Origin of the sequence: Pseudomonas putida, from assembly GCF_050989985.1 — a bacterium.
GTDB classification, from domain to species: domain Bacteria; phylum Pseudomonadota; class Gammaproteobacteria; order Pseudomonadales; family Pseudomonadaceae; genus Aquipseudomonas; species Aquipseudomonas putida_AI.
In genome coordinates this window covers 5268702-5288968 of sequence record NZ_CP158815.1, presented here as the reverse complement: position 1 = coordinate 5288968, position 20267 = coordinate 5268702, and the positions used below count along the sequence as shown (strand labels likewise).

General features: G+C 59.4%; 23 protein-coding genes and 1 tRNA gene. 16 read left to right on the top strand and 8 right to left on the bottom strand.

Annotated elements, in window-relative coordinates; genetic code table 11:
* Positions 1–2: 2 nt before the first annotated feature.
* Positions 3–563, bottom strand: a complete 561-nt coding sequence (locus ABTV29_RS24200) for a glycine cleavage system protein R (RefSeq protein ID WP_077045837.1) — start codon at positions 561–563, stop codon at positions 3–5.
* 328 nt (positions 564–891) lie between these two features.
* Here ABTV29_RS24200 and dapA point away from each other — a divergent pair, with 328 nt between their 5' ends.
* From dapA to ABTV29_RS24140, 12 genes are all read left to right on the top strand, one after another.
* On the top strand, positions 892–1770 hold the full coding sequence (dapA, locus tag ABTV29_RS24195) for a 4-hydroxy-tetrahydrodipicolinate synthase (RefSeq protein WP_110966856.1): 879 nt from the start codon (positions 892–894) through the stop codon (positions 1768–1770).
* 17 nt (positions 1771–1787) lie between these two features.
* The gene (gene bamC, locus ABTV29_RS24190) at positions 1788–2903 is read left to right on the top strand and encodes an outer membrane protein assembly factor BamC (protein WP_433767140.1); all 1116 of its coding nucleotides are present in this window, start codon (positions 1788–1790) and stop codon (positions 2901–2903) included.
* A 4-nt stretch (positions 2904–2907) separates the two neighbouring features.
* Positions 2908–3666 carry an MBL fold metallo-hydrolase gene (locus tag ABTV29_RS24185; RefSeq protein WP_433767139.1) on the top strand — a complete coding sequence of 253 codons (759 nt, stop codon included), beginning with the start codon at positions 2908–2910 and terminating at the stop codon, positions 3664–3666.
* A gap of 28 nt (positions 3667–3694) precedes the next feature.
* The gene (gene purC / locus ABTV29_RS24180; protein WP_110966859.1) at positions 3695–4408 is read left to right on the top strand and encodes a phosphoribosylaminoimidazolesuccinocarboxamide synthase; all 714 of its coding nucleotides are present in this window, start codon (positions 3695–3697) and stop codon (positions 4406–4408) included.
* Between the two features lie 84 nt (positions 4409–4492).
* A tRNA-Ser gene (locus ABTV29_RS24175) sits at positions 4493–4582 on the top strand.
* A gap of 218 nt (positions 4583–4800) precedes the next feature.
* Positions 4801–5727: a LysR substrate-binding domain-containing protein gene (locus ABTV29_RS24170; RefSeq protein WP_433767138.1), complete on the top strand. Its 927-nt coding sequence runs from the start codon at positions 4801–4803 to the stop codon at positions 5725–5727.
* Between the two features lie 57 nt (positions 5728–5784).
* A complete protein-coding gene (locus ABTV29_RS24165; protein WP_433767137.1) occupies positions 5785–6150 on the top strand; it encodes a 5-carboxymethyl-2-hydroxymuconate Delta-isomerase in 366 nt (121 codons plus the stop codon).
* A gap of 237 nt (positions 6151–6387) precedes the next feature.
* Positions 6388–8037, top strand: coding sequence for a phosphoethanolamine transferase (locus tag ABTV29_RS24160; protein WP_433771995.1), 1650 nt, complete (start codon positions 6388–6390; stop codon positions 8035–8037).
* Between the two features lie 85 nt (positions 8038–8122).
* Entirely contained in the window at positions 8123–8785 is a 663-nt protein-coding gene (locus ABTV29_RS24155; protein ID WP_433767136.1) for a class I SAM-dependent methyltransferase, read from the top strand.
* A gap of 123 nt (positions 8786–8908) precedes the next feature.
* A complete protein-coding gene (gene rnd, locus ABTV29_RS24150; protein WP_433767135.1) occupies positions 8909–10042 on the top strand; it encodes a ribonuclease D in 1134 nt (377 codons plus the stop codon).
* Positions 10039–10332, top strand: a complete 294-nt coding sequence (locus ABTV29_RS24145; protein WP_433767134.1) for a YcgL domain-containing protein — start codon at positions 10039–10041, stop codon at positions 10330–10332. The genes rnd and ABTV29_RS24145 overlap by 4 nt, the downstream gene beginning before the upstream one ends.
* Positions 10333–10452: 120 nt before the next feature.
* The gene (locus ABTV29_RS24140) at positions 10453–11385 is read left to right on the top strand and encodes a D-2-hydroxyacid dehydrogenase (protein WP_433767133.1); all 933 of its coding nucleotides are present in this window, start codon (positions 10453–10455) and stop codon (positions 11383–11385) included.
* A 116-nt stretch (positions 11386–11501) separates the two neighbouring features.
* Here ABTV29_RS24140 and ABTV29_RS24135 read toward each other — a convergent pair whose 3' ends face one another.
* A complete protein-coding gene (locus tag ABTV29_RS24135) occupies positions 11502–12095 on the bottom strand; it encodes a nitroreductase family protein (RefSeq protein ID WP_433767132.1) in 594 nt (197 codons plus the stop codon).
* A 279-nt stretch (positions 12096–12374) separates the two neighbouring features.
* On the opposite strand from ABTV29_RS24135, the gene ABTV29_RS24130 reads away from it, so the two are divergent.
* Entirely contained in the window at positions 12375–12824 is a 450-nt protein-coding gene (locus ABTV29_RS24130; RefSeq protein WP_433767131.1) for a YcgN family cysteine cluster protein, read from the top strand.
* 37 nt (positions 12825–12861) lie between these two features.
* A complete protein-coding gene (locus ABTV29_RS24125; protein WP_433767130.1) occupies positions 12862–14091 on the top strand; it encodes a hypothetical protein in 1230 nt (409 codons plus the stop codon).
* Between the two features lie 128 nt (positions 14092–14219).
* Here the strand turns inward: ABTV29_RS24125 and ABTV29_RS24120 are convergent, their stop codons facing one another.
* The 4 genes from ABTV29_RS24120 to ABTV29_RS24105 form a co-directional block, all read right to left on the bottom strand.
* Complete coding sequence (locus ABTV29_RS24120; protein WP_433767129.1) at positions 14220–14597, bottom strand: YgaP family membrane protein; 378 nt, start codon at positions 14595–14597, stop codon at positions 14220–14222.
* Positions 14598–14689: 92 nt separating this feature from the next.
* Positions 14690–15160, bottom strand: coding sequence for an RNA methyltransferase (locus ABTV29_RS24115; RefSeq protein WP_007911337.1), 471 nt, complete (start codon positions 15158–15160; stop codon positions 14690–14692).
* A 192-nt stretch (positions 15161–15352) separates the two neighbouring features.
* Positions 15353–15724 (bottom strand): YajD family HNH nuclease, encoded by a 372-nt coding sequence (locus tag ABTV29_RS24110; RefSeq protein ID WP_007944009.1) that lies wholly within the window; start codon positions 15722–15724, stop codon positions 15353–15355.
* 49 nt (positions 15725–15773) lie between these two features.
* A complete protein-coding gene (locus ABTV29_RS24105; protein ID WP_433767128.1) occupies positions 15774–16460 on the bottom strand; it encodes a spermidine synthase in 687 nt (228 codons plus the stop codon).
* A gap of 97 nt (positions 16461–16557) precedes the next feature.
* Here ABTV29_RS24105 and ABTV29_RS24100 point away from each other — a divergent pair, with 97 nt between their 5' ends.
* Positions 16558–16848, top strand: coding sequence for a hypothetical protein (locus tag ABTV29_RS24100; protein ID WP_433767127.1), 291 nt, complete (start codon positions 16558–16560; stop codon positions 16846–16848).
* Here the strand turns inward: ABTV29_RS24100 and ABTV29_RS24095 are convergent.
* Both ABTV29_RS24095 and ABTV29_RS24090 read right to left on the bottom strand, forming a co-directional pair.
* A complete protein-coding gene (locus tag ABTV29_RS24095; RefSeq protein WP_433767126.1) occupies positions 16845–17318 on the bottom strand; it encodes a cyclic nucleotide-binding domain-containing protein in 474 nt (157 codons plus the stop codon). The two genes, ABTV29_RS24100 and ABTV29_RS24095, sit on opposite strands and share 4 nt — an antisense overlap.
* Positions 17319–17494: 176 nt before the next feature.
* Positions 17495–19549: a S9 family peptidase gene (locus ABTV29_RS24090; protein ID WP_433767125.1), complete on the bottom strand. Its 2055-nt coding sequence runs from the start codon at positions 19547–19549 to the stop codon at positions 17495–17497.
* Between the two features lie 203 nt (positions 19550–19752).
* Between ABTV29_RS24090 and ABTV29_RS24085 the strand changes: the two genes are divergently transcribed.
* Positions 19753–20250 carry an MFS transporter gene (locus ABTV29_RS24085; RefSeq protein WP_433767124.1) on the top strand — a complete coding sequence of 166 codons (498 nt, stop codon included), beginning with the start codon at positions 19753–19755 and terminating at the stop codon, positions 20248–20250.
* Positions 20251–20267 lie beyond the last annotated feature (17 nt).

The window sequence follows — 20267 nt, the reverse complement described above, 5'->3', positions numbered from 1 at the left end:
CCTTACATTGGGTTTTGTGGGCGCCAAGGTTCGATCAGTGCATCCAGGTTCAGCGCATCGGCGAAATCCAGGAACTGATCGCGCAACCAGCTGATCTGCACGCCGGCCGGCAAGGTCACGGTAAAGGTGGCATTGAGCATGGTGCCGCCGGTTTGTGGTGCCTGATAGGTGTCGCAGGTCAGGTTTTCCAGCTCGACGTTGTGATCCATGAAGAACTGGCACAGCTCGTTGATGATGTCCGAGCGATAGGCCGAGCTGACATAGGCGACGTACGGCAGGGCCTGGGGACGGTTTTCCAGCGCTGCGCTGCGCACCACGTTGACGGTGAACGCGTGCCGTTTGGCCAGGATCGGCAGGCTGCCTTCCAGGCGCGCCAGGGCGTCCCAGCTGCCCGAGACTTCAAGGACCAGCGCACTGCACTCGCCATGACGGGTCAGGCGAGAGGTGACCACGGCGCAGCGGTTTTCATGGCTGGCGCGGCACAGGACGTTAGTCAGCTCCATGGGGTTGGCGCCGAGGGCACTGATGACAAGGAATTGTTCGCGAACTGTGGGGGTGGACATGCAGCATTCCTAAAGCGATGAGCGGTCGGTACTTCTATCGGTTTGTTTTTACTGGAGTGAGCCTGCGAATGCGAATCGCAAAGCCCCTGGCGCAGGTTGCAATGTGCTCCAGTATGGCAGGAACAGAGGAATGGCAACGCTGGAATGGGGCTTGTGATACCGAAAATGGAGGCTCAGACCTGACGAACGAGCCTGTCAGTACCGATCAAAGTCTGAAGGGTAGCGAAAAGCGACGCCAAGGGGAATGGCGGCAGCGCAGTACTTCGCTTGTACAAGCATCTTGGCGCCAGTACCATTACGGCTCTCTTTTTCCGGCAGGAGCGGTTGCATGATTGCGGGCAGTATGGTGGCACTGGTCACACCCATGGATGCACAAGGTAATCTCGACTGGGACAGCCTGAGCAAACTGGTGGACTTTCACCTGCAAAACGGCACCCACGCCATCGTGGCGGTCGGCACCACAGGTGAATCCGCCACTCTTGATGTGAACGAACACATCGAAGTCATCCGTCGCGTCGTGAAACAGGTCAATGGTCGCATTCCGGTAATCGCCGGTACTGGCGCCAACTCGACCCGCGAAGCCATCGAGCTGACCACCAATGCGAAGACTGCCGGCGCCGACGCGTGCCTGCTGGTCACGCCGTATTACAACAAGCCGACCCAGGAAGGCCTGTACCAGCACTTCAAGGCCATCGCCGAAGCCGTCGACATCCCGCAGATCCTCTATAACGTCCCGGGCCGCACCGCATGCGACATGCAGGCCGAGACTGTGATCCGTCTTTCGACCGTCAAGAACATCATCGGCATCAAGGAAGCCACCGGCGACCTGAAGCGTGCCAAAGCGATCATCGACGGTGTCAGCAGCAATTTCCTGGTGATCTCCGGTGACGATGCCACCGCAGTCGAGCTGATCCTGCTGGGCGGCAAGGGCAATATTTCGGTCACCGCCAACGTCGCCCCGCGCGAAATGGCCGACCTGTGCATCGCAGCCCTGAATGGCGACGCCGAAAAAGCGCGTGCCATTCATGAAAAGCTGATGCCACTCAATAAAACCCTGTTTATCGAATCCAACCCTATCCCCGTGAAATGGGCGCTGCATGAAATGGGGCTGATGCCGGACGGTATCCGTCTGCCGCTCACCTGGCTCAGCGCTGAATGTCACGAACCGCTGCGTCAGGCCATGCGTCTGTCCGGCGTCCTGGCTTAATTGAGGAAGTACAACGCATGAAGCGAATGGCCGGACTTTCCGCACTTGCCTTGATTATCTCCAGCACCAGTGGCTGTGGATGGGTCTGGGGCCCGGAAGGTTATTTCCGTGACCGTGGTAGCGATTACCTGGAAGCAAAACAGACTGCACCGATGCAAATGCCGCAGGATATCCAGACCGCCAAGCGTCTGGATCCGCTGCTGCCAATCCCGCGTAACGTGGCCGATGACACCGCCAAGGGCGAGTTCGTCGTTCCTCGTCCATTGCCGTTGTCTTCCGTTGCCGACGCCAGTGCCTATTCCCTTCAGAAGAGCGGCGATTCGCGCTGGATTCTGGCGCAGAACCCACCAGCCGAAGCCTGGCCCGTGGCCGTGCAGTTCTTCCAGGACAACGGTTTCCGCCTGGACGAGCAGCGCCCGCAGACCGGCGAATTCACCACGACCTGGCAGCATTCCGACGAGTTGTCGGCAGCGATGGCCAAGCGTTTGAGCGCCGCAGGTGTTGCCTCTGACAGCGAAATCCGTGCCCGTGTACGTATCGAGCCGGGTGTGCAGCGCAATACCAGCGAAGTCTACGTGGTCACCGCCGAGCGTCCTGCCGGCAGCACTGCCGACGTGGCCTTCACTAACCGTTCGGTCAACACCGGTCTGGATGCGGCGCTGGTTGATGACATGCTCGCGAGCATGAGCCGCATCTCCGAGAAGGGCGGTTCGGTCTCCATGCTGGCTTCCCGTGATTTCGACACCCCGAGTCGTGTCAGCCTGAGCGAAGACGGCAGCGGCAACCCTGTACTGAACGTCGGCTCCGACCTGGATCGTGCCTGGTCGAGCGTCGGTCGCGCGCTGGAGCAAGGCGAGTGGCGTGTGGAAGACATCAACCGCAGCCTGGGCCTGTACTACATCAACCTGGCTGAAAAGGCCGAGAAGAAAGACGACAAGCCTGGCTTCTTCAGTGGTCTGTTTGGCAGCAAGCCGGACAAGGAAGAGCGTGAAGCTCGCGCCGAGCGTTATCAGGTCCGCCTGAGCAAGGTGGGTGATAGCGTCCAGGTCACCGTCGAGAAAAACATCAACACCGTGGCGCCGGCTGACGTGGCGCGCAAAGTGTTGAGCGTGATTCAGGACAATTTGGGCTGATCACATGCGTTTTGCCGTTCTCGGCAGCGGTAGCCAAGGGAACGGCACGCTGGTAGCCAGTGCTGATACCTATGTGCTGGTCGATTGTGGTTTCTCCCTGCGGGAAACCGAAAAACGCCTGTTGCGCCTGGGTGTGAACCCGGCGCAATTGAGCGCGATACTCGTGACCCACGAACATGCCGACCACGTGCATGGCGTGGGTTTGCTGTCTCGGCGCTACAATTTGCCTGTCTACCTCAGTCGCGGGACCATGCGCGGGATGCGCAAACCCCTCGAGCCCACGGGCTTCCTGGCGGATGGTGAACAACTGCAGATCGGCAACTTGAGCATTGGCGTCATTGCCGTGGCCCACGATGCACAGGAGCCGACGCAGTATGTATTCAGTGACGGTGAGCGGCGCTTCGGCCTGTTGACCGACCTGGGGTCGTACTGCAACAGGGTGCTGGAGGGCTATCGGGATCTCGATGCACTGATGATCGAGGCCAACCATTGCCGAGACATGCTGGCTCGCGGTCACTACCCGTACTTTCTCAAGCAGCGGGTGGGCGGCGAGCTGGGACATTTGAACAACCACCAGGCGGCATTCCTGGTGGCCGAGTTGGGCTGGCAAGGCCTGCAACATTTGGTCCTGGCCCATCTGAGCAGCAAGAACAACCTGCCGCAGCTGGCCCGGCAATGTTTTGTCGACACCCTGGGGTGCGACCCGGACTGGCTGCAACTGGCCGATCAAGATTCAGGGCTCGACTGGCGATACATCGCCTAGCCCATCTACTTAGCAAGCGGAGCCCATCATGGAAAAACGTGAAGAACTCTACCGCGGTAAAGCCAAGTCGGTTTACAAGACCGACGACGCTGACCGTCTGATCCTGCTGTTTCGCAACGACACCTCGGCGTTCGACGGCAAGCGTATCGAGCAACTCGACCGCAAGGGCATGGTGAACAACAAGTTCAACGCCTTCATCATGCAGAAACTCGAAGCCGCCGGCGTGCCGACCCAGTTCGACAAGCTGCTGGGCGACAACGAATGCCTGGTGAAGAAGCTGGACATGATCCCGGTCGAGTGCGTTGTGCGTAACTACGCCGCCGGCAGCCTGGTCAAGCGCCTGGGTGTCGAAGAGGGCATGAAGCTCAACCCGTATACCTTCGAACTGTTCCTGAAGGACGACGCCAAGGGCGACCCGTTCATCAACGAATCCCATGTCGTGGCATTCGGTTGGGGCACCGCCGAGCAACTGGCTCGCATGAAAGAGCTGTCGCTCAAGGTCAATGAAATCCTGAGCAAACTGTTCGACGACGCCGGCCTGCTGCTGGTCGACTTCAAACTGGAATTTGGCGTGTTCAGCGACGGCTCCATCGTCCTGGGCGACGAATTCAGCCCGGACGGCTGCCGCCTCTGGGACAAGGACACCAAGAAGAAGATGGACAAGGACCGCTTCCGCCAGGGCCTCGGTGACGTCATCGAAGCCTACGAAGAAGTCGCCAATCGTCTGGGTGTACCGCTTTAATCGACGCAAGCATCTGATAGCACAGAAATATTTCGCGAAAGGGGGTTCGCTTCCTGCGAAAGTGTTGTTATGATGCGCGCCGTTGGAGAGATGCCAGAGTGGCCGAATGGGACGGATTCGAAATCCGTTGTACCTTCGCGGGTACCTAGGGTTCGAATCCCTATCTCTCCGCCATTATTGAATAAGACTAAGCCCCTGAAATGGTTAAACATTTCAGGGGCTTTTTCGTTTCTGGCGAATAGACCTGGGCATTGTTAGAGCGGCGGGTAATCGAACGTTGTGACTTCATTTGCATTAAACATAAAAATGCCAGCAGCATTCCTCCTGTCACATAGACGCCGATTGCGGCACCTCCCTAAACTGTCGACAGCAAACAGACGCGGGGGCAATGGATGAATCGCAACGAACTACGCAAGGCCGACATCAATCTGATGGTGGTGTTTGAAACGCTGATGCTTGAGCGCAACGTCACCAAGGTGGCAAACAAGTTGTTTCTCGGCCAGCCCACCATCAGCTCGGCGCTCAACCGCTTGCGTACGATGTTCAACGATCCGTTGTTCATTCGCGTCGGCCATCGCATGGAGCCCACGGCACGGGCCGAAGAGATTTTTCGGCACTTGTCGCCAGCACTGGACTCGCTGTCCGTGGCCCTGAGCCTGACCCACGATTTCGACCCCGGCAGCAGCACCATGACCTTTCGTATCGGCATGTCTGACGACGTCGAATACGGACTGCTGCCGCCGCTGTTGCGTGCGCTGCGCAAGGAAGCACCCAAGGTGGTGTTCGTGGTGCAGAACGTCGATCACTGGCGGATCCCCGATCTCCTGGCTTCCGGCGATATCACCGTCGGCATTTCCCAGACCCGCGGTCTGCCGGCTAATGCCAAGCGCAAACTGTTGCGACATATCTACCCCAGCGTGCTGCGTGCCGATGCCTCGGATAAACCCCTGACCGTCGACGAATATTGCTCGCGTCCGCATGTGCTGGTCTCCCATATTGCCAACGTCAGCGGGTTCGCCGATGAATGGCTGGCGCAGATTGGTCGTTCGCGCCAGGTGGTGCTTTCGGTGCCGCAGTACAGTTCGTTGCCGGCGTTGCTGGCCGGTACCGATCTGATTGCCAGCCTTCCGGATTACACCGCCGAAGCCATGGCGGTGTCCGGTCAATTGTTCAAAGAGGGCTTCCCGTTCAAAACCCCGACGCTGGAGCTGTCGATGGTTTGGCTCAGCCATGTCGACAGCGACCCTGCCGAGCGCTGGTTGCGTTCACGAATCGAAGCGTTCATGGGGGAGCGCAATCTATTGTCGCTGCCCCAGTAAGCTGGCCAGCGCTGTGTTATATCTACGAGCTTTCCACCGATTTACAGGAGTCACGCCATGCCTCACCTGCACCTGGAATACACCGCCAACCTGCCGGACCTGAATGCTGATGTCGCCTTGATGCGGCTCAACAATACATTGGTGGGGTCCGGTCAGTTCGGTGCCGAGTTCGACATCAAGAGTCGTGCGGTGAAGGTCGAGACATTCAAGGTCGGCACGGCATTGGCGGAGCGGGCATTCGTGCATGTGAAGCTGGCGCTGTTGAGCGGGCGTTCGCCGCAGATCAAGCAGCAACTGTCCGAAAGCCTGTTGGCGGTGGTGAAAGAGCTGTGTGAGTGGCCGGCGGGCGTTGAAGTCCAATTGTGCGTGGAAATTCTCGACATCGATCGCGAGTCGTACACCAAGACTGCAATCGGCGTCTGAGTCCGTCGGGGCGAGCAGGCGGGTACCCAGGTGAGTCTGCGTGCCCCTCGAGACCTGAACCAATGCTGAACAGTTCTCAAATAATTCAAAAGTTTCACTGGAATTTTCGTAGCCAACTAATCGTTGGCTTCTTTTTCACAAAAAATTGATGGTCGGCTGCCTACAGTAAATGCTGTCGTGGTAAATGAAATTTTCACATTTACCGACGGCATTTCTTTTCAGGAACAGCCGATTACCATGTTGAAGATTAAAGCCGTGCGCCCGGAGTGGGTGACACTGATTGCCAGCGCCTTTTTATTGACTGCCTTCAATTTCGTGTTGTGGCAGCACCTGTTTGAAATCACTGCGACTGATGGAAAGGGCGTAGTGATGCGCGTGGCTTTCGGCGCGATGATCCTCGCTGCGTTCAATATTGTGCTGACGTTGCTGGCGTTCCGGCCTGTCATGAAGCCGGTCTTGACCCTGCTGTTCATGGTCAGCGCGGGCGTGGCGTACTTCATGAGCCAATACGGTGTCTTGATCGACGCTGGCATGTTCCGCAATTTTGCTGAAACCAATGCAACGGAAGTGCGCGATTTACTCTCGCTGAAGTTACTTGCTTATATTCTGGTATTAGGTGTTATTCCCTCTTGGTTATTGTGGAAAACACCGATTGATTTCCGTCGCTGGCATCGTGAGCTATTAAGTAAAGTCCTGGTGACTTTTGCGTCGGTTGTAGTTATCGGTGGGGTGGCGCTGGTTAACTATCAGGGTCTTTCATCGTTGTTTCGCAATCACCATGAATTGCGCTTGATGGTAGTGCCCAGCAATTACATCGGCGCCTCGTTCGGTTACTTGCGTGAACAGGTAGCGTCTGCACACCAGCCTTTTGTCAAAATCGGTGAAGATGCCCAGCGAAACCCGGCTATGCAAACACGCAGCCGCAAATCCCTGACGGTACTTGTGGTCGGGGAAAGTGCCCGGGCGGAGAACTTTGGCATTCTCGGTTATGACCGTGACACCACGCCAAAGCTGAATAAGGAAGCAGGCCTGATCGCATTCACTGATGTGCACTCCTGCGGCACGGAAACCGCCGTGTCCGTGCCCTGCATGTTCTCCAACATGGGGCGCAAGGATTACAACGCCAGCAAGGCGAAGAATGAAGAGGGCCTGCTGGATGTGCTCAAGCGGGCAGGTCTGGATGTTATCTGGCGCGATAACCAGTCCGGCTGCAAAGGCACTTGCGATCGGGTCACCATCGAAGATGTCAGCAACCTGAAAGATCCCGCCTTGTGTGCCAACAGTGAATGCCGCGATGAAATCCTGCTGCAAGGCCTGCAGCACTTCATCGACAACCTGGATAAAGACACCGTATTGGTATTGCACCAGATGGGCAGTCACGGTCCTGAGTACTTCAAGCGCTACCCGAAAGAGTACGAACACTTCACGCCGGTTTGTGAAAGCAATGCACTGAACAATTGCAGTCGAGAAAGTATCGTCAATGGCTACGACAACACTCTGGTCTACACCGACCATGTTTTGTCGTCCCTGATCGATATCTTGCGCAGCAACCAGGAGAAGGTCGACACCGCGATGCTGTATCTGTCGGATCACGGCGAGTCCCTGGGGGAATACAACCTGTTCCTGCATGGCACGCCTTACATGCTGGCGCCGGAACAGCAGAAGCACGTGGCGATGCTGGCCTGGTTCTCCGACAGCTATCAGAAGTCGTATTCGGTGGACACCCATTGCCTGCAACTGAGCCGTGAAAAGCCGCTCAGCCAGGACAACCTGTTCCATTCGATGCTGGGTCTGCTGGAGGTCAACAGCAAGGTTTATAACCGGGATCTGGACATGTTTGCCGGATGTCGCGGGCCGGTGGTCGATGGTGTGCTGGCCAAGGATTGAATGCACCGATCTTTTTAACCAACGGCCGCCAACCAGCGGCCAGGCATTGATCATCAAGAGCAACGATCGACCTGAGTCATTACACATGTCCACCCAGTCCCTCACCGCCATTGAACTCGAGTTTGCCCGGCGCTACGACCAGGAGCACGCTCGCGTCTGTTTGCAGCCGCGGGAACAGAGCCTGAGTGGGCGCCTGGCTTTCTGGCGCGAGCAACAGTTGGTGCGCCATGCGCTGAAGGTCGCTGGTGAGCCGGGGTTGATCCTCGATGTGGCATGCGGAGTCGGGCGCCTGTGGCCCGTGCTTGCCGAACACGGCAACCGAGTGATTCTCGCCACCGATCCGTCTCAGGACATCCTCGATCATGCGCGAACCCACCATCCCCAAAGCCTGCTGAAGCGGGTCAGGACCTTTCAAAGTTCTGCCTTCACCATCGGGCTGTCGGAGAATGCGGTGGATAGCATTTTTTGCATGCACCTTTTTCAGCATCTGGCCAAACCCGAACATCGCCTGGCGATGCTCGGCGAATTTCACCGGGTCAGTCGCGATACGGTGATAGTGGCAGTACAAGTCGGCGGTCGTTTCAAGGCGCGGCGTACCGAGGAGGAGGGCCTTGCCGTCGGTTCGCTGGCGAGCAGGGGCGATTTGGAGGCTGAATTCAGGCAAGCCGGCTTTCGCGTGCTTGGTCATCAGGACTTCCTGCCCGTTTGCTCGCCGATGCGGGTTTACGTGCTTTGTAAGATCGGATAGTCCAGCTTTGTCAGACTATTCTTTTTGTTAAGCAGGTATTTTCGCTAATGCTCTTGTTCAGTGGATGCGCGGAAATCGCCGGGGGCGATATATACTGCGCGCCATTCTTCAAGGGAGAGCCGTGTGGCCATCGAAATTCACTGGATTCGCGACAACGATAGCCTCGGCCGGTTTTGCGCCGAATGGCAGCAGCTGCCCTACGTTGCCCTCGACACCGAATTCATGCGGGTCGACACCTTCTATCCAATCGCCGGCCTGTTGCAGGTGGGTGATGGCGCGCGCGCTTACCTGATCGATCCGTTGACTATCGACAACTGGCAGCCCCTGGCCGCGTTGCTGGAAAACCGGGCGGTGGTCAAAGTCTTGCACGCTTGCAGCGAAGACCTTGAAGTCCTGCTGCGATTGACCGGCAGCCTGCCGGCGCCGCTGTTCGACACGCAACTGGCCGCCGCTTACCTGAACCTGGGTTTTTCCATGGGCTATTCGCGGCTGGTGCAGGAAGTGCTCGGCATCGACCTGCCCAAGGGGGAAACCCGTTCCGACTGGCTGCAACGCCCGCTGTCCGAGACGCAGATCAGCTACGCCGCCGAAGATGCCTTGCATCTGGCGGAAGTTTTCGTACGGCTGCGTCCGAAGCTTTCCGACGATAAATATGCCTGGGTTCTGGAGGACGGCGCCGAGCTGGTAGCCAACCTGCGCCGCGAGACCGATCCTTACGAGGTCTATCGCGACGCCAAACTGGCCTGGAAACTCTCCCGGGCGCAACTTGCCGTGCTGCGTGAGCTCTGCGCCTGGCGTGAAACACAGGCGCGTGCCCGTGACCTGCCGCGTAACCGGATCATTCGTGAGCATTCGCTGTGGCCACTGGCGCGCACCCAGCCGGACAACCTGGGTGCCCTGGCGAAAATCGAAGATATGCACCCACGTACCGTGCGTCAGGACGGCGAGTTTCTGCTTGATCTGATCAAGCGCTCTGGCAGTGTGTCGCCAGATCAGTGGCCACCCGCCGTGCCGGAACCGCTGCCGGTGGACGCTGCCGCGCTGCTCAAACAGATGAAAGCCATCGGCCAGTCCGAGGCCGAGCGCCTGGATATCGCGCCAGAGCTGATGCTGCGCAAGAAAACACTGGAAGCCCTGCTCAAGAGCGGCTTCCCCAATGGTCCCTACCAATTGCCTGATTCGCTGCGTGGCTGGCGCCGCGAATTGATGGGCCAGGCGCTGCTCGACAGCCTGGCCACCGCCGGAGAACAGCCTTGAAACGTATTTGCTCCATCTACCGCAGTTCGAAGAAAAACGAGATGTACCTCTATGTGCTCAAGAGCGATGCACTGGAGCGCGTCCCGGAACCCCTGCTGGCCGCCTTCGGTAAGGCCATCCACGCATTCGATCTGGTGTTGACCCCCGAGCGCAAACTGTCGCGCGAAGACATCACCGTCGTGCTGGCGAACCTCGAAGAACAGGGTTATCACCTTCAAATGCCGCCTGCCGAAGAGGAATACATCGAGCACTTGCCTGAAGAGTTGCTGCGACGCAACGACCCGGTCTGATCGACCGTCAGGCTCTGCCCAGAGCCCTTGTGAAACACTGGAATGATTTTGGCGATGGCCGCGACGCGCAGTAAAAGGGCGTCGGCGGTCGTCTGCAGCGCTTTTTTGAAAGGTTGAAGCATGCGCGTTCTGATTGCCGAACACGACCACCCTGTTTACACCCAGCTATTGCGTGAAGCCGCACCGGACCTCGAGGTGCTGACCAGTGGCGATTCCGCTGAACTGTCCCGCCAGGCCGCCGAGTGTTCGATCTGGCTCGGCCAGCCCGACCTGCTGGCGACGCTGTTGCGTCAAGGCCACCAGCCGCAATGGATGCAATCGACCTGGGCAGGCATCACGCCGTTACTCGCCGAGGGCTTGCCACGCAACTATCGGCTGACCCGGGCAGTGGGGATTTTTGGTCAGGTCATGGCCGAGTACGTGCTCACCTACATGCTCGGTCATGAACGTGAAGTGCTGGCGCGACTGGTCAGCCAGGTCGAGCGCAAATGGGACAGTCGCCATGGCCAGAGCCTGGCGGGGCGCAAGGTGCTTATCGTCGGTACTGGCGACATCGGCCAGACCGTGGCGCAGTTCCTGGTGCCCTTTGGTGTGGAGTTGTATGGCATCGCCAGCGAGGCCCGAGAACAGGCACCGTTTGTCGAAGTCGGAACCCTCAGCGATTTGCCCCGGCTGGTGGGGCATGTGGATTACGTGGTGAATCTGCTGCCAAATACCCCGAACACCCACGATATTTACGATGCAGCGTTGTTCAGGCAGTTCAAGCCGACCGGGTTGTTCATCAACGCCGGACGCGGAGTGGCGGTGGTCGATGCGGATCTGGTGGAAGCCTTGAAAGAAGGGCATCTGGCGGGCGCGGTGATCGATGTCTGCCGCCAGGAGCCGCTGCCGCAACGCCATCCGTTCTGGACGGCCTGGGGCCTGCTGCTGACTGGGCACAGTTCGGCACCGACTTCGCCATCATTGATGACAAAGCTGTTTGTCGAGAATCTGCGGGCCTGGCAGGCGGGAGAGGGTTTGCGCGGGGAAGTGGATTTCAATCGCGGGTATTGAGGTCACCATGACCAATGTAGGAGCGAGCCTGCTCGCGATGGTGTGTCAGTCGACACCGATGTGACTGACACACCATCGCGAGCAGGCTCGCTCCTACAGTAGATCTATGCTGTGGTTCAGAGCGTGAAATCACCCTCGGCAGCCAATTCGTTCAGCGGGCGACGCGGGCTCGGCTCTTCGCGGGCCTGCAGATACTCGGCCAGCGTGGCCTTGTCCCCCAGTTTGCCGACGGCGACGGCGGCGTGCAGGGCATAACCCTCGGGAATGTTCAGGGTCTTGCGGGTCAGTTCCTGGTCGAAACCGGCCATGCCGTGGGTATGCCAGCCACTGATGCTCGCTTGCAGCGCCAGATGGCCCCAGGCGGAACCGGTGTCGAAGGTGTGCCACAGGGCCGGGGTTTCTTCGGTGGCGCCGGGTACGGCAAAGGTGGTTTTCGAAATCACGATCACCAGGGCCGAGGCATGTTGCGCCCAGCTGCGGTTGAACTCGTTCAGCAGGCCCAGGTAGCGCTCCCAGTTCGGCGTGTCGCGACGGGCGTAAAGAAAGCGCCAAGGCTGCGAGTTGTACGCCGATGGCGCCCAGCGCGCGGCTTCGAAAAAGCTCAGCAGGGTCTCGACGGGAATGGCTTCGCCGGTGAAGGCGCGAGGCGACCAGCGATCGGTGAACTGAGGGTGGATGGCGTAATCGGCAATGCGCGGGTTTGCACTCATCAAGAGATTCCTTGCTACGTTTGAAAGTGAGGGTGTCTTAAACCTGCGGGCGCAGTTGAGCTGGGCGATGAGGTTTGTCGAGGGCCGTGGCGATTCACCGTAATGCAACGCGGTCGAGCGTTAATGGCACTCCGGTAGGGCGCCTTGCGACAGGCAAAGCTACTGGTCGGCGCCAAAACTGACAAGCCCCGATCTACCGGCAGTCGCCAGTGCTTGGCCCAAAGGCCCTTGGGCACTAGACTGGCGGCCTTTTCACCACCTGATGTTGATGCTTGAGCCATGGCCGCCAAAGTCGAACCGTTCTGGATACGCAAAACCCTCGATCAACTCGATCAAGAGGAATGGGAATCGCTGTGCGACGGTTGTGGCCTGTGCTGCCTGCAGAAGCTCGAAGACGAAGACGACAACAGCGTTTATTACACGCGTATCGCCTGCAAGCTGCTGGACCTGAAAACCTGCCAGTGCACCGACTATCCGAACCGTCGCGCTTCGGTACCCGATTGCATCCAGCTCACGCCGGGCAAGGCCGATGAATTCAAATGGCTGCCACCGACCTGCGGTTATCGCCTGGTCAGCGAGGGCAAGGATTTGCCTTTGTGGCATCACCTGGTATGCGGTGATCGCGATGCCGTGCATCACGAACGTATTTCCCAGTCCGGGCGTATGCTCGCCGAAGGCAGCGTGCCTGAAGAGGATTGGGAAGATCATCTGATTTTCCGTGCCGGCTGATCGTCCAGGCCAGTTCAGGCTTCACCAAGGAGTGTGTATGGCTGTGGGATGGCGGCAGGCATTGGTCGTTGGGCTACTGGCCTTCAGTTCACCCCTGTGGGCGGCGAAGAAGGTCGATCTGGATTACCACGTGCGCCTGTTGCCGCAAAGTGACCAGGCCGAAGTGCGCCTGACCCTGGCCCAGGGCTCGGCGGTGCGCAGCCTGGACTTCGACCTTGGCGACGGCAGCCATTACAGCGATTTCAAGGCTGACGGCCAGTGGCAACTGACACCCGGCGCACCGGCCCGTGGGGTCTGGCATCCGGCCACGGACAAGGCCAGCATCACTTATCGCGTTCACGTCAGCCACACCCGCAAGAACGGCAGCTTCGACACGCGCATGACGCCGAACTGGGCGCTGCTGCGCGGCGAGGATCTGGTGCCGCCGGCCAGACTTGATCAGCAGGATGGCATCGAGCTGGTCTCACGCCTGGAGTTCGAATTGCCCAGCGGCTGGAAAAGCGTCGAAACCGCCTGGCCACGTATCGGCAAAAACAAGTTCCGAATCGACAACGTCTCCCGATTGTTCGACCGCCCGACCGGCTGGATGCTCGCCGGTAACCTCGGCAGCCGCCGCACCCGCCTGGGGGAAACCGAAGTCACCGTCGCTTCGCCCCAGGGGCAGGGCATGCGGCGTATGGATGTGCTGACCCTGTTGACCTTCGTCTGGCCGCAGGTCCAGGCCGTATATCCCCGACATCCCGTCAAACTGCTGATTGTCGGTGCCAACGATCCGATGTGGCGTGGCAGCCTCGCGGCCCATGAATCCATCTACCTGAACACTCGCTTGCCATTGGTCAGTGAAAGCGGCAGCAGTGCGCTGGTGCGGGAGTTGGCGCAACTGTTCGGGCGAATCAACGACAAGCAGCGCAGCGAGTGGATCAGCGAAGGTTTTGCCGAGTATTACGCCATAGAACTGATGCGGCGCGCCGGTGGCATGAGCGATGAGCGTTATCAGAGTTTGCAGGGGCGGTTGACCAAGGCCGGTCAGAAAGTCACCACCTTGCGCGGCGAGCAGGTCAGCCCGGCGCAGATCGCAAAAGCCGTGATTTTGCTGCAGGAACTGGATCGCGAGATTCGCCTGAAAACCCGCAACAAGCGATCGCTGGATGATGTGTTGCGTGGGGCGATGCGTTTGGGGAGCCTGGATACCAAGGAGTTCGTTCAGCTCAGTGAGAGCGTGATTGGCGATTCTTCCAAAGTCCTTGATACCGAATTGCTTCAGTAATTCCGCCATCGCGAGCAAGCTTTGCTCCCACAGGATTTGTGTCGATCGCAACATTCGTGAACGACACAAATCCTGTGGGAGCAAAGCTTGCTCGCGATGAGGCCATCAGCCCCCGCAAAAAATTTGGATCAAACCCCGGCCTTCGGCGAATTCAACGAATCGTTGCCGGTAACCGTCGCGGTCCTGGTCGCCTTTTCGGCATTGGTCTTCAACTGATTCAGTTCCTCACCCGCCCGCTGAATCTTCGCCCGCACGTTATTCATGTCCTGGCGACTTTTTTCCAGCAGGCTTTTCGCCGAGCTATGGCCGGTGATGCCGCGGGCCAGGGCGACGCCGCCGATGGCCACTTGAATCAAGCCGAAGATACCGCCACGACGCAGGCCCTTGCCGACCATCACCACGCCGCCGGCCAGGGAGCCAAGGCGTTCCCAGCCCTGGACGTTGTGTTCGGAAGGGCTCTGGAACGGGGTGGATTCGATGCGTTCTACGCGTTTGAGTTCGCTCATGATCTGTCTCCAGGCAGGAAGGACTGCGTCGTGGGTCGATAGTTAAGCTGACTGCCGATATTGCCCGCTTGTTCCATCCAATATTGCGCAAATCAGCGGAATTTCGGACCCGAGCGGGTGTTGAGGCCCTTGGCCATGCGGTCATAGAGCACGACGTTGACCGTGGCGGCCAGGTTCATGCAACCGGTAGTCGGGATGTAGACCACGTCCTCACACCAGTCGCGGATCTCTTTGTCCAGCGAGCCGTCTTCCGGGCCGAAGATGTAGAGCGCGCGGTCCGGGTGGGTGTACTCGGGCAACGGGCGGGCACCCTCGACCAGCTCCACGGCCACTGGAACGCAATTGAGGGGCAGGATCTTTTTCAGGTCGTCGATGCCAATCAGCGGGATGTCGTAGTGCACGCGCTTGGTGTCGGTGACGAAGTCGGCGGCGCGCTCATAGCGCTTGCCGGTGTAGAACACCGACGCCACGCCATAACAGCCAGCGGCGCGCATCACGGAGCCGACGTTCTCCGGTGATTTGGGGTTATACAAACCAATGCAGCTGTACCGTTTGTCTGCCACGAGCGGGGTGCCTTTCGGAAAAAAAGCGCGATTATACGGGGATTGGGCGGCAGTGGTCAGTTTGGAGATTGGCGGTGTCCGGGCGATAGCTTTCGCGAGCAGGCTCGCTCCCACAATGGATTTGCGTCCATCACAAATCCCCTGTGGGAGCGAGCCTGCTCGCGATGGGGCCAGCCCAGTCGCCGAAAAGCCTTAGTCTTCTTTCTTCATCAGCCCAGCCAGCGCCGCGAATGGGTTATGCGTCGCCTTGGCAATCTTCGGCGTGCTCAGCGAGCCCTCGCCAAAGTACTGCTGGTCGGTATAGCGCGAGTGTTCGTTGTCATGGCAATACAGGCACAGCAACTCCCAGTTCGAACCGTCCTGGGGATTGTTGTCGTGGTTGTGATCACGGTGGTGCACCGTCAGTTCGCTCAGGCGCTTGCCGGAGAATTCCCGGGCGCAGCGGCCGCACACGTGGGGGTACATTTTCAGGGCCTTGTCGCGGTAGCCCATTTCCTTGTCGCGCTGGTTGTCGGCGAGGATGCGATCCAGCTTCGACGTGTTGGTTGGGGTGGACGAACTCATGGGTTCACCTTTGTTGAAGACTAATGACGGTTATACAGCAGAGTTTAGCTCAGCCCTTGAGCTTCTCGGCAATCCAGATGGTGTGGCGGGTGCCCCTGTTGCCATGGGCGAACACCTGTACTTCCTCGGCTTTGAACCCGGCTTTTTTCAGTTTGTCGGAAAATTGCCGGTCGGCGCTGGCCGACCAGACCGCCAGCACGCCCTTTGGTCGCAGGGCCTTGGCGCAGGCGCTCAGGCCACCTGCGGAGTAAAGCCAACTGTTGGCCTTCTGGGTCAGACCCTCGGGGCCATTGTCGACATCGAGCATGATCGCATCGAAACCTTGCGGTTCGGCTTGCAGCACTTTTGCCACGTCTTCCAGGCGAATGACCGTGCGCGGATCACTCAGCGGATTTCCGGCTTTCTCGCCCAAGGGGCCGCGATTCCACTCGACCACCCCGGGAACCAGTTCCGCGACCACCACTTGCGCGGTCTTGCCCAGATGCTTGAGCGCCGAGGCGAGTGTGAAGCCCATGCCCAGGCCGCCGATCAGCACCCGTGAGTTCGGGCGGCCGGCGACCTTGCGGCAAGGGATCTCGGCCAGGGCATCTTCGGAACCATGCATGCGCGTGTTCATCAGTTGCCCGCCGTCACCGCCCTGGATCTTGATGACGAAATCCTCGCCGTACTCGAACAGGCACAGGGCACCGCCGTTCTCGGGAATAGGGGTGGTGTCGAGCAGAACGAAACGTTTCATGGGACTCACTTGAGGGGAAAATGCCGGCGAGGGGGAAGGCAAACGGACGCAGTTGGGAGTAGCCTGCATATGACAACTAGGCCAAACGGAGCCATTGATGAAGCGCACCATTCTAACGGTCATTGCCCTGGCCGCGCTCTCGATTACTGCAGTACAGGCCCAACCACTGCAAACCACGCCCGTCAGTCCGGCGCCGATGCCCGGTTCCCCAGGCACCGCCACGCCCACCCCGTACCCGCAAATCACGCCAGCGGTTGTGCCAAAAGTCGGTGCCGGCAGTGGCGGCCCGCCCCTGGTCCCAATCGACAGGCCCAGCCCACCGGCCAAGGATCAGCCGGTGCCGGGGATTGAGCAGAACCCGCCGAAGGTCAAGTCGCCCGGCGGTTAGACCTGCTGCGACAGCAGTTGCCCATCGACCATGCGCAAGCGTTTGGAGAGGGAAACGGCCAGGGCACGGATGATCTTGGCGGCGATTTTCGGGGCATCGTTGAGCATCTTTTCCAGCGAGTCCTTGCCCAGGTTGAGCAACTGGCAGTTGCTCGCCGCCACGCAACTGGCCGAGCGGCGTTCGCCGTCGAGCACCGCCATCTCGCCGAACGAGCGACCACTGCGCAAAGTCGCGATGGTCACCAGTTGCCCGTCACTGGTGGTCTTTTGCACGGCCACCTGGCCGGTGTGGATGATGCACATGAAGCTGCCGGCATCCCCCTCATGGAAAATCTCTTCGCCCTGGGCAATGGTGCTGATGCTGAAATAGCCCGAGGCTGCGGCAAAGTCGGCAGGCAGCAACTGGTTGAACAGGCCGCAGTCCATCAGCCAGTCGCGGATTTCGTTGTTCAGATGAGTGGTTTCTGACATGTCGTGCAGTCTTTGTTGTTGTGTCTGTTTCCGGATTTTTGGATGTCCACAGTCCCTTGTGGGAGCGAGCCTGCTCGCGATGGCGGATTGACTGTCCACATAGGCGTTGAATGTACCGCCCTCATCGCGAGCAGGCTCGCTCCCACAGGTAAGACTGGTAAGTCAGGCCAAGTTCCTCAGGCGATCCCCAAAACCTTGAACAAAAATGCGTATTCGAGTGCTACGTCACGCAATCCCTGGTAACGACCACTCATCCCGCCATGCCCGGCGCCCAGTTCGGTCTTGAGCAGCAGGGGATTGTTGTCGGTCTTGGTCGCGCGCAATTTCGCCACCCACTTGGCCGCTTCCCAATACTGGACGCGACTGTCGTTGTAGCCGGCGATGACCAGGGTCGCCGGATACGCCTGCGCAGAGACGTTTTCGTACGGTGCGTAGGCCTTGATCCGATCGTAGATGTCCGGCTCCTGCGGGTTACCCCACTCGTCGTATTCGGTGATGGTCAGTGGCAGATCCGGATCGAGCATGGTGTTGAGCGCATCGACGAACGGCACTTCGGCAATTGCGACACCGAACAGCTCCGGCCGTTGATTGAGCACGGCCCCGATCAACAGGCCGCCGGCACTGCCACCGCTGATTGCCAGTTGCGGCGCGGTGGTCAGCCCGCTGGCAATCAGATGCTCGGCACAGGCGATGAAGTCGCTGAAGGTGTTGTGCTTGTGTTCCTGCTTGCCGGCGCGATACCAGGCTTCACCCAGCTCGCCGCCGCCACGCACGTGGGCGATGGCAAACGCCACGCCGCGATCGAGCAGGCTCAGGCGTGCATGGGAGAACCAGGGATCCAGGCTTTGGCCATAGGCGCCGTAACCGTACAGGTAAAGCGGCGTCGGCTTGCCGAGCGCTTCGCGCTTGACCACCAGGCTGATCGGCACTTGCGTACCATCGGGCGCCGTGGCCCAGAGGCGTTGGCTGACATAGGCATCAGCATCGAACGGGCCCAGTACCGGGGTTTCCTTGAGCACCTTCTGCTCACCGTTGACCAGTTCGAGCTGACGGATCTGGGCCGGACGGTTCAACGCTTCGTAGCGCAGGCGAATCCGCTCGCTGACGAACTCCAGGCTGTTCTGCACATGCAGGCTGTAGGCCGCGTCCGGCAGTTGTACCCGGTAGCTCGGCAAGCCCTGTGGGTGAACCTCGATGATCGGCAAGCCGCCTTCGCGCAGGCTCAAGGTCATGGCGCCGGCGTTCAGGCTCATGCCGTCGATCATGACCGTGTCGCTATGGGGAATCAGGTTTTGCCAGGTGGATTCGATAGGGGCGACGCCGGTATCGAGCGCGGTGTACAGGGCGAAATTGATGCCGTCGCGGTTGGTGCGAATGAACCAGGTCCATTGGCCGTCGAGGGCGCCGTGGTCGACGTCGTACTCGTGGTCCTCGACCCGTGGCGCGATGCAGGTAAAGGGCTCCTGCGGATGGTTGGCATCCAGCACCCAGACTTCGCTGGTGGTCTTGCTGCCCACGGACAACAGCAATTGCTGCTCCGAGCTTGAACGGTAGCAATGCATGAAGAAGCGACCGTCCGGCTCATGGAACACTTCTTCGGCCGCCGTGCCGTCCAGACGGTAGCGGAACAGCTTGTGCGGGCGATGAGTGTCGTCCAGTTCGCCGAAAAACAGGGTCAGGCTGTCATTGGCCCAGGTCATGCTGCCGTCGCAATCCTGGAATTCCAGTTCACTGACTCGACCGTCGGACAATTCCTTCACGAACAGTGTGTAGATCTCATCGCCCGTGGAATCGATGCTGTAGGCCAGGCGCTGGTGGTCCGGGCTGACGCTGAATGCGCCCAGGGAGAAGAAACCGCCATTGGCCAGCACATTCGGGTCCAGCAGCAGCTGTTCCCGGCTTTCATCGAGGGTCAGGCTGTCATCGGCCGGGCGCGGGCAGCGGTAGTGCCGGGCATATTCATCGCCCGCGGTGGTGCGGGTGTAATACAGGTAGGGGCCCCACGGCGAGGGCAGGGACAGGTCGGTTTCAAGAATCCGGCCCTTTATCTCCTCGAACAGGGTCTCGCGCAGCCCGGCCTGATCGGCGGTTTGCGCTTCCTGGTAGCTGTTTTCAGCCTTGAGGTAATCGAGCACGGCAGCGGTATCGCGTTCCTGCAGCCAGGCATAGGGATCGGCGCCTTCAGCCTTGTGGGCGATCGGGGGGAGGGTGGCGTTCGCTGATAAGGACATGAATGGTTCTCGAACAGAGTACGAAATAGAGGGCTTGGCAGAGGTCAGTGTAGGAGCCGAGCTTGCTCGCGATAGCGTCGGGACAGTCAACATCTATGTTGACAGTTGTGGCCTCATCGCGAGCAAGCTCGGCTCCTACAGGCATTGGTGCAGCCTGACGTGCGAAAAGCCGTTATCATAAGCGCCTCTTTGCCTGCCTTGCCATGGACACCATGACCGAGAACGACTATCTGATCGCTTGGGGCCTTTACGCCTTTGCCGCCTTGGGCTGCCTGTTGGTGTGGATGCGACTGACCCGCTGGATGTGGCGCTGGTTGCGCGAGCCGCTGCGGGTGCTGATGGTGGTGCTGTTGTTCAGCCCGACCATCATCGACCCGGTCAAGGAAAAGCTGGCCCCGGCCATCGCCATTACCGCCCTGGACCTGTTGTTCAAGGTCGGCAACAACGCCTGGCGGGCGATTTCCGATCTGTTCATGTACGGCATGATCGCTTTCGCCATCTACCTGGTGTTCGTGGCGATCCGCTTCCCCATCGAGCGTGCTTCCAAGGTTCGCAAGGAAAAGGCTGCCGCTGCCAAGGCCGAGGCCCTGGCCGATGATCCGGAAGAGGAGCATCCATTCGGCGGTGCCGGCAATGATCGCTATGGTCGACCGCCCGTACCCAGCAATCCCCAGCGTATGCGGGTCGAACCCCGCCTGTAATCTTGCCCCTGGCTTTA

Excerpts from the sequence above, each read along its gene's own strand:
- ABTV29_RS24185 (WP_433767139.1), top strand. The coding sequence starts at position 2,908 with ATGCGTTTTGCCGTTCTCGGCAGCGGTAGCCAAGGGAACGGCACGCTG.
- ABTV29_RS24165 (WP_433767137.1), top strand. The coding sequence starts at position 5,785 with ATGCCTCACCTGCACCTGGAATACACCGCCAACCTGCCGGACCTGAAT.
- ABTV29_RS24170 (WP_433767138.1), top strand. The coding sequence starts at position 4,801 with ATGAATCGCAACGAACTACGCAAGGCCGACATCAATCTGATGGTGGTG.
- ABTV29_RS24090 (WP_433767125.1), bottom strand. The coding sequence starts at position 19,549 with ATGTCCTTATCAGCGAACGCCACCCTCCCCCCGATCGCCCACAAGGCT.
- ABTV29_RS24110 (WP_007944009.1), bottom strand. The coding sequence starts at position 15,724 with ATGAGTTCGTCCACCCCAACCAACACGTCGAAGCTGGATCGCATCCTC.
- ABTV29_RS24140 (WP_433767133.1), top strand. The coding sequence starts at position 10,453 with ATGCGCGTTCTGATTGCCGAACACGACCACCCTGTTTACACCCAGCTA.
- ABTV29_RS24085 (WP_433767124.1), top strand. The coding sequence starts at position 19,753 with ATGGACACCATGACCGAGAACGACTATCTGATCGCTTGGGGCCTTTAC.
- purC (WP_110966859.1), top strand. The coding sequence starts at position 3,695 with ATGGAAAAACGTGAAGAACTCTACCGCGGTAAAGCCAAGTCGGTTTAC.
- ABTV29_RS24105 (WP_433767128.1), bottom strand. The coding sequence starts at position 16,460 with ATGAAACGTTTCGTTCTGCTCGACACCACCCCTATTCCCGAGAACGGC.
- ABTV29_RS24160 (WP_433771995.1), top strand. The coding sequence starts at position 6,388 with ATGTTGAAGATTAAAGCCGTGCGCCCGGAGTGGGTGACACTGATTGCC.
- ABTV29_RS24135 (WP_433767132.1), bottom strand. The coding sequence starts at position 12,095 with ATGAGTGCAAACCCGCGCATTGCCGATTACGCCATCCACCCTCAGTTC.
- dapA (WP_110966856.1), top strand. The coding sequence starts at position 892 with ATGATTGCGGGCAGTATGGTGGCACTGGTCACACCCATGGATGCACAA.
- ABTV29_RS24125 (WP_433767130.1), top strand. The coding sequence starts at position 12,862 with ATGGCTGTGGGATGGCGGCAGGCATTGGTCGTTGGGCTACTGGCCTTC.
- ABTV29_RS24130 (WP_433767131.1), top strand. The coding sequence starts at position 12,375 with ATGGCCGCCAAAGTCGAACCGTTCTGGATACGCAAAACCCTCGATCAA.
- bamC (WP_433767140.1), top strand. The coding sequence starts at position 1,788 with ATGAAGCGAATGGCCGGACTTTCCGCACTTGCCTTGATTATCTCCAGC.
- ABTV29_RS24200 (WP_077045837.1), bottom strand. The coding sequence starts at position 563 with ATGTCCACCCCCACAGTTCGCGAACAATTCCTTGTCATCAGTGCCCTC.
- ABTV29_RS24120 (WP_433767129.1), bottom strand. The coding sequence starts at position 14,597 with ATGAGCGAACTCAAACGCGTAGAACGCATCGAATCCACCCCGTTCCAG.
- ABTV29_RS24155 (WP_433767136.1), top strand. The coding sequence starts at position 8,123 with ATGTCCACCCAGTCCCTCACCGCCATTGAACTCGAGTTTGCCCGGCGC.
- ABTV29_RS24095 (WP_433767126.1), bottom strand. The coding sequence starts at position 17,318 with ATGTCAGAAACCACTCATCTGAACAACGAAATCCGCGACTGGCTGATG.
- ABTV29_RS24100 (WP_433767127.1), top strand. The coding sequence starts at position 16,558 with ATGAAGCGCACCATTCTAACGGTCATTGCCCTGGCCGCGCTCTCGATT.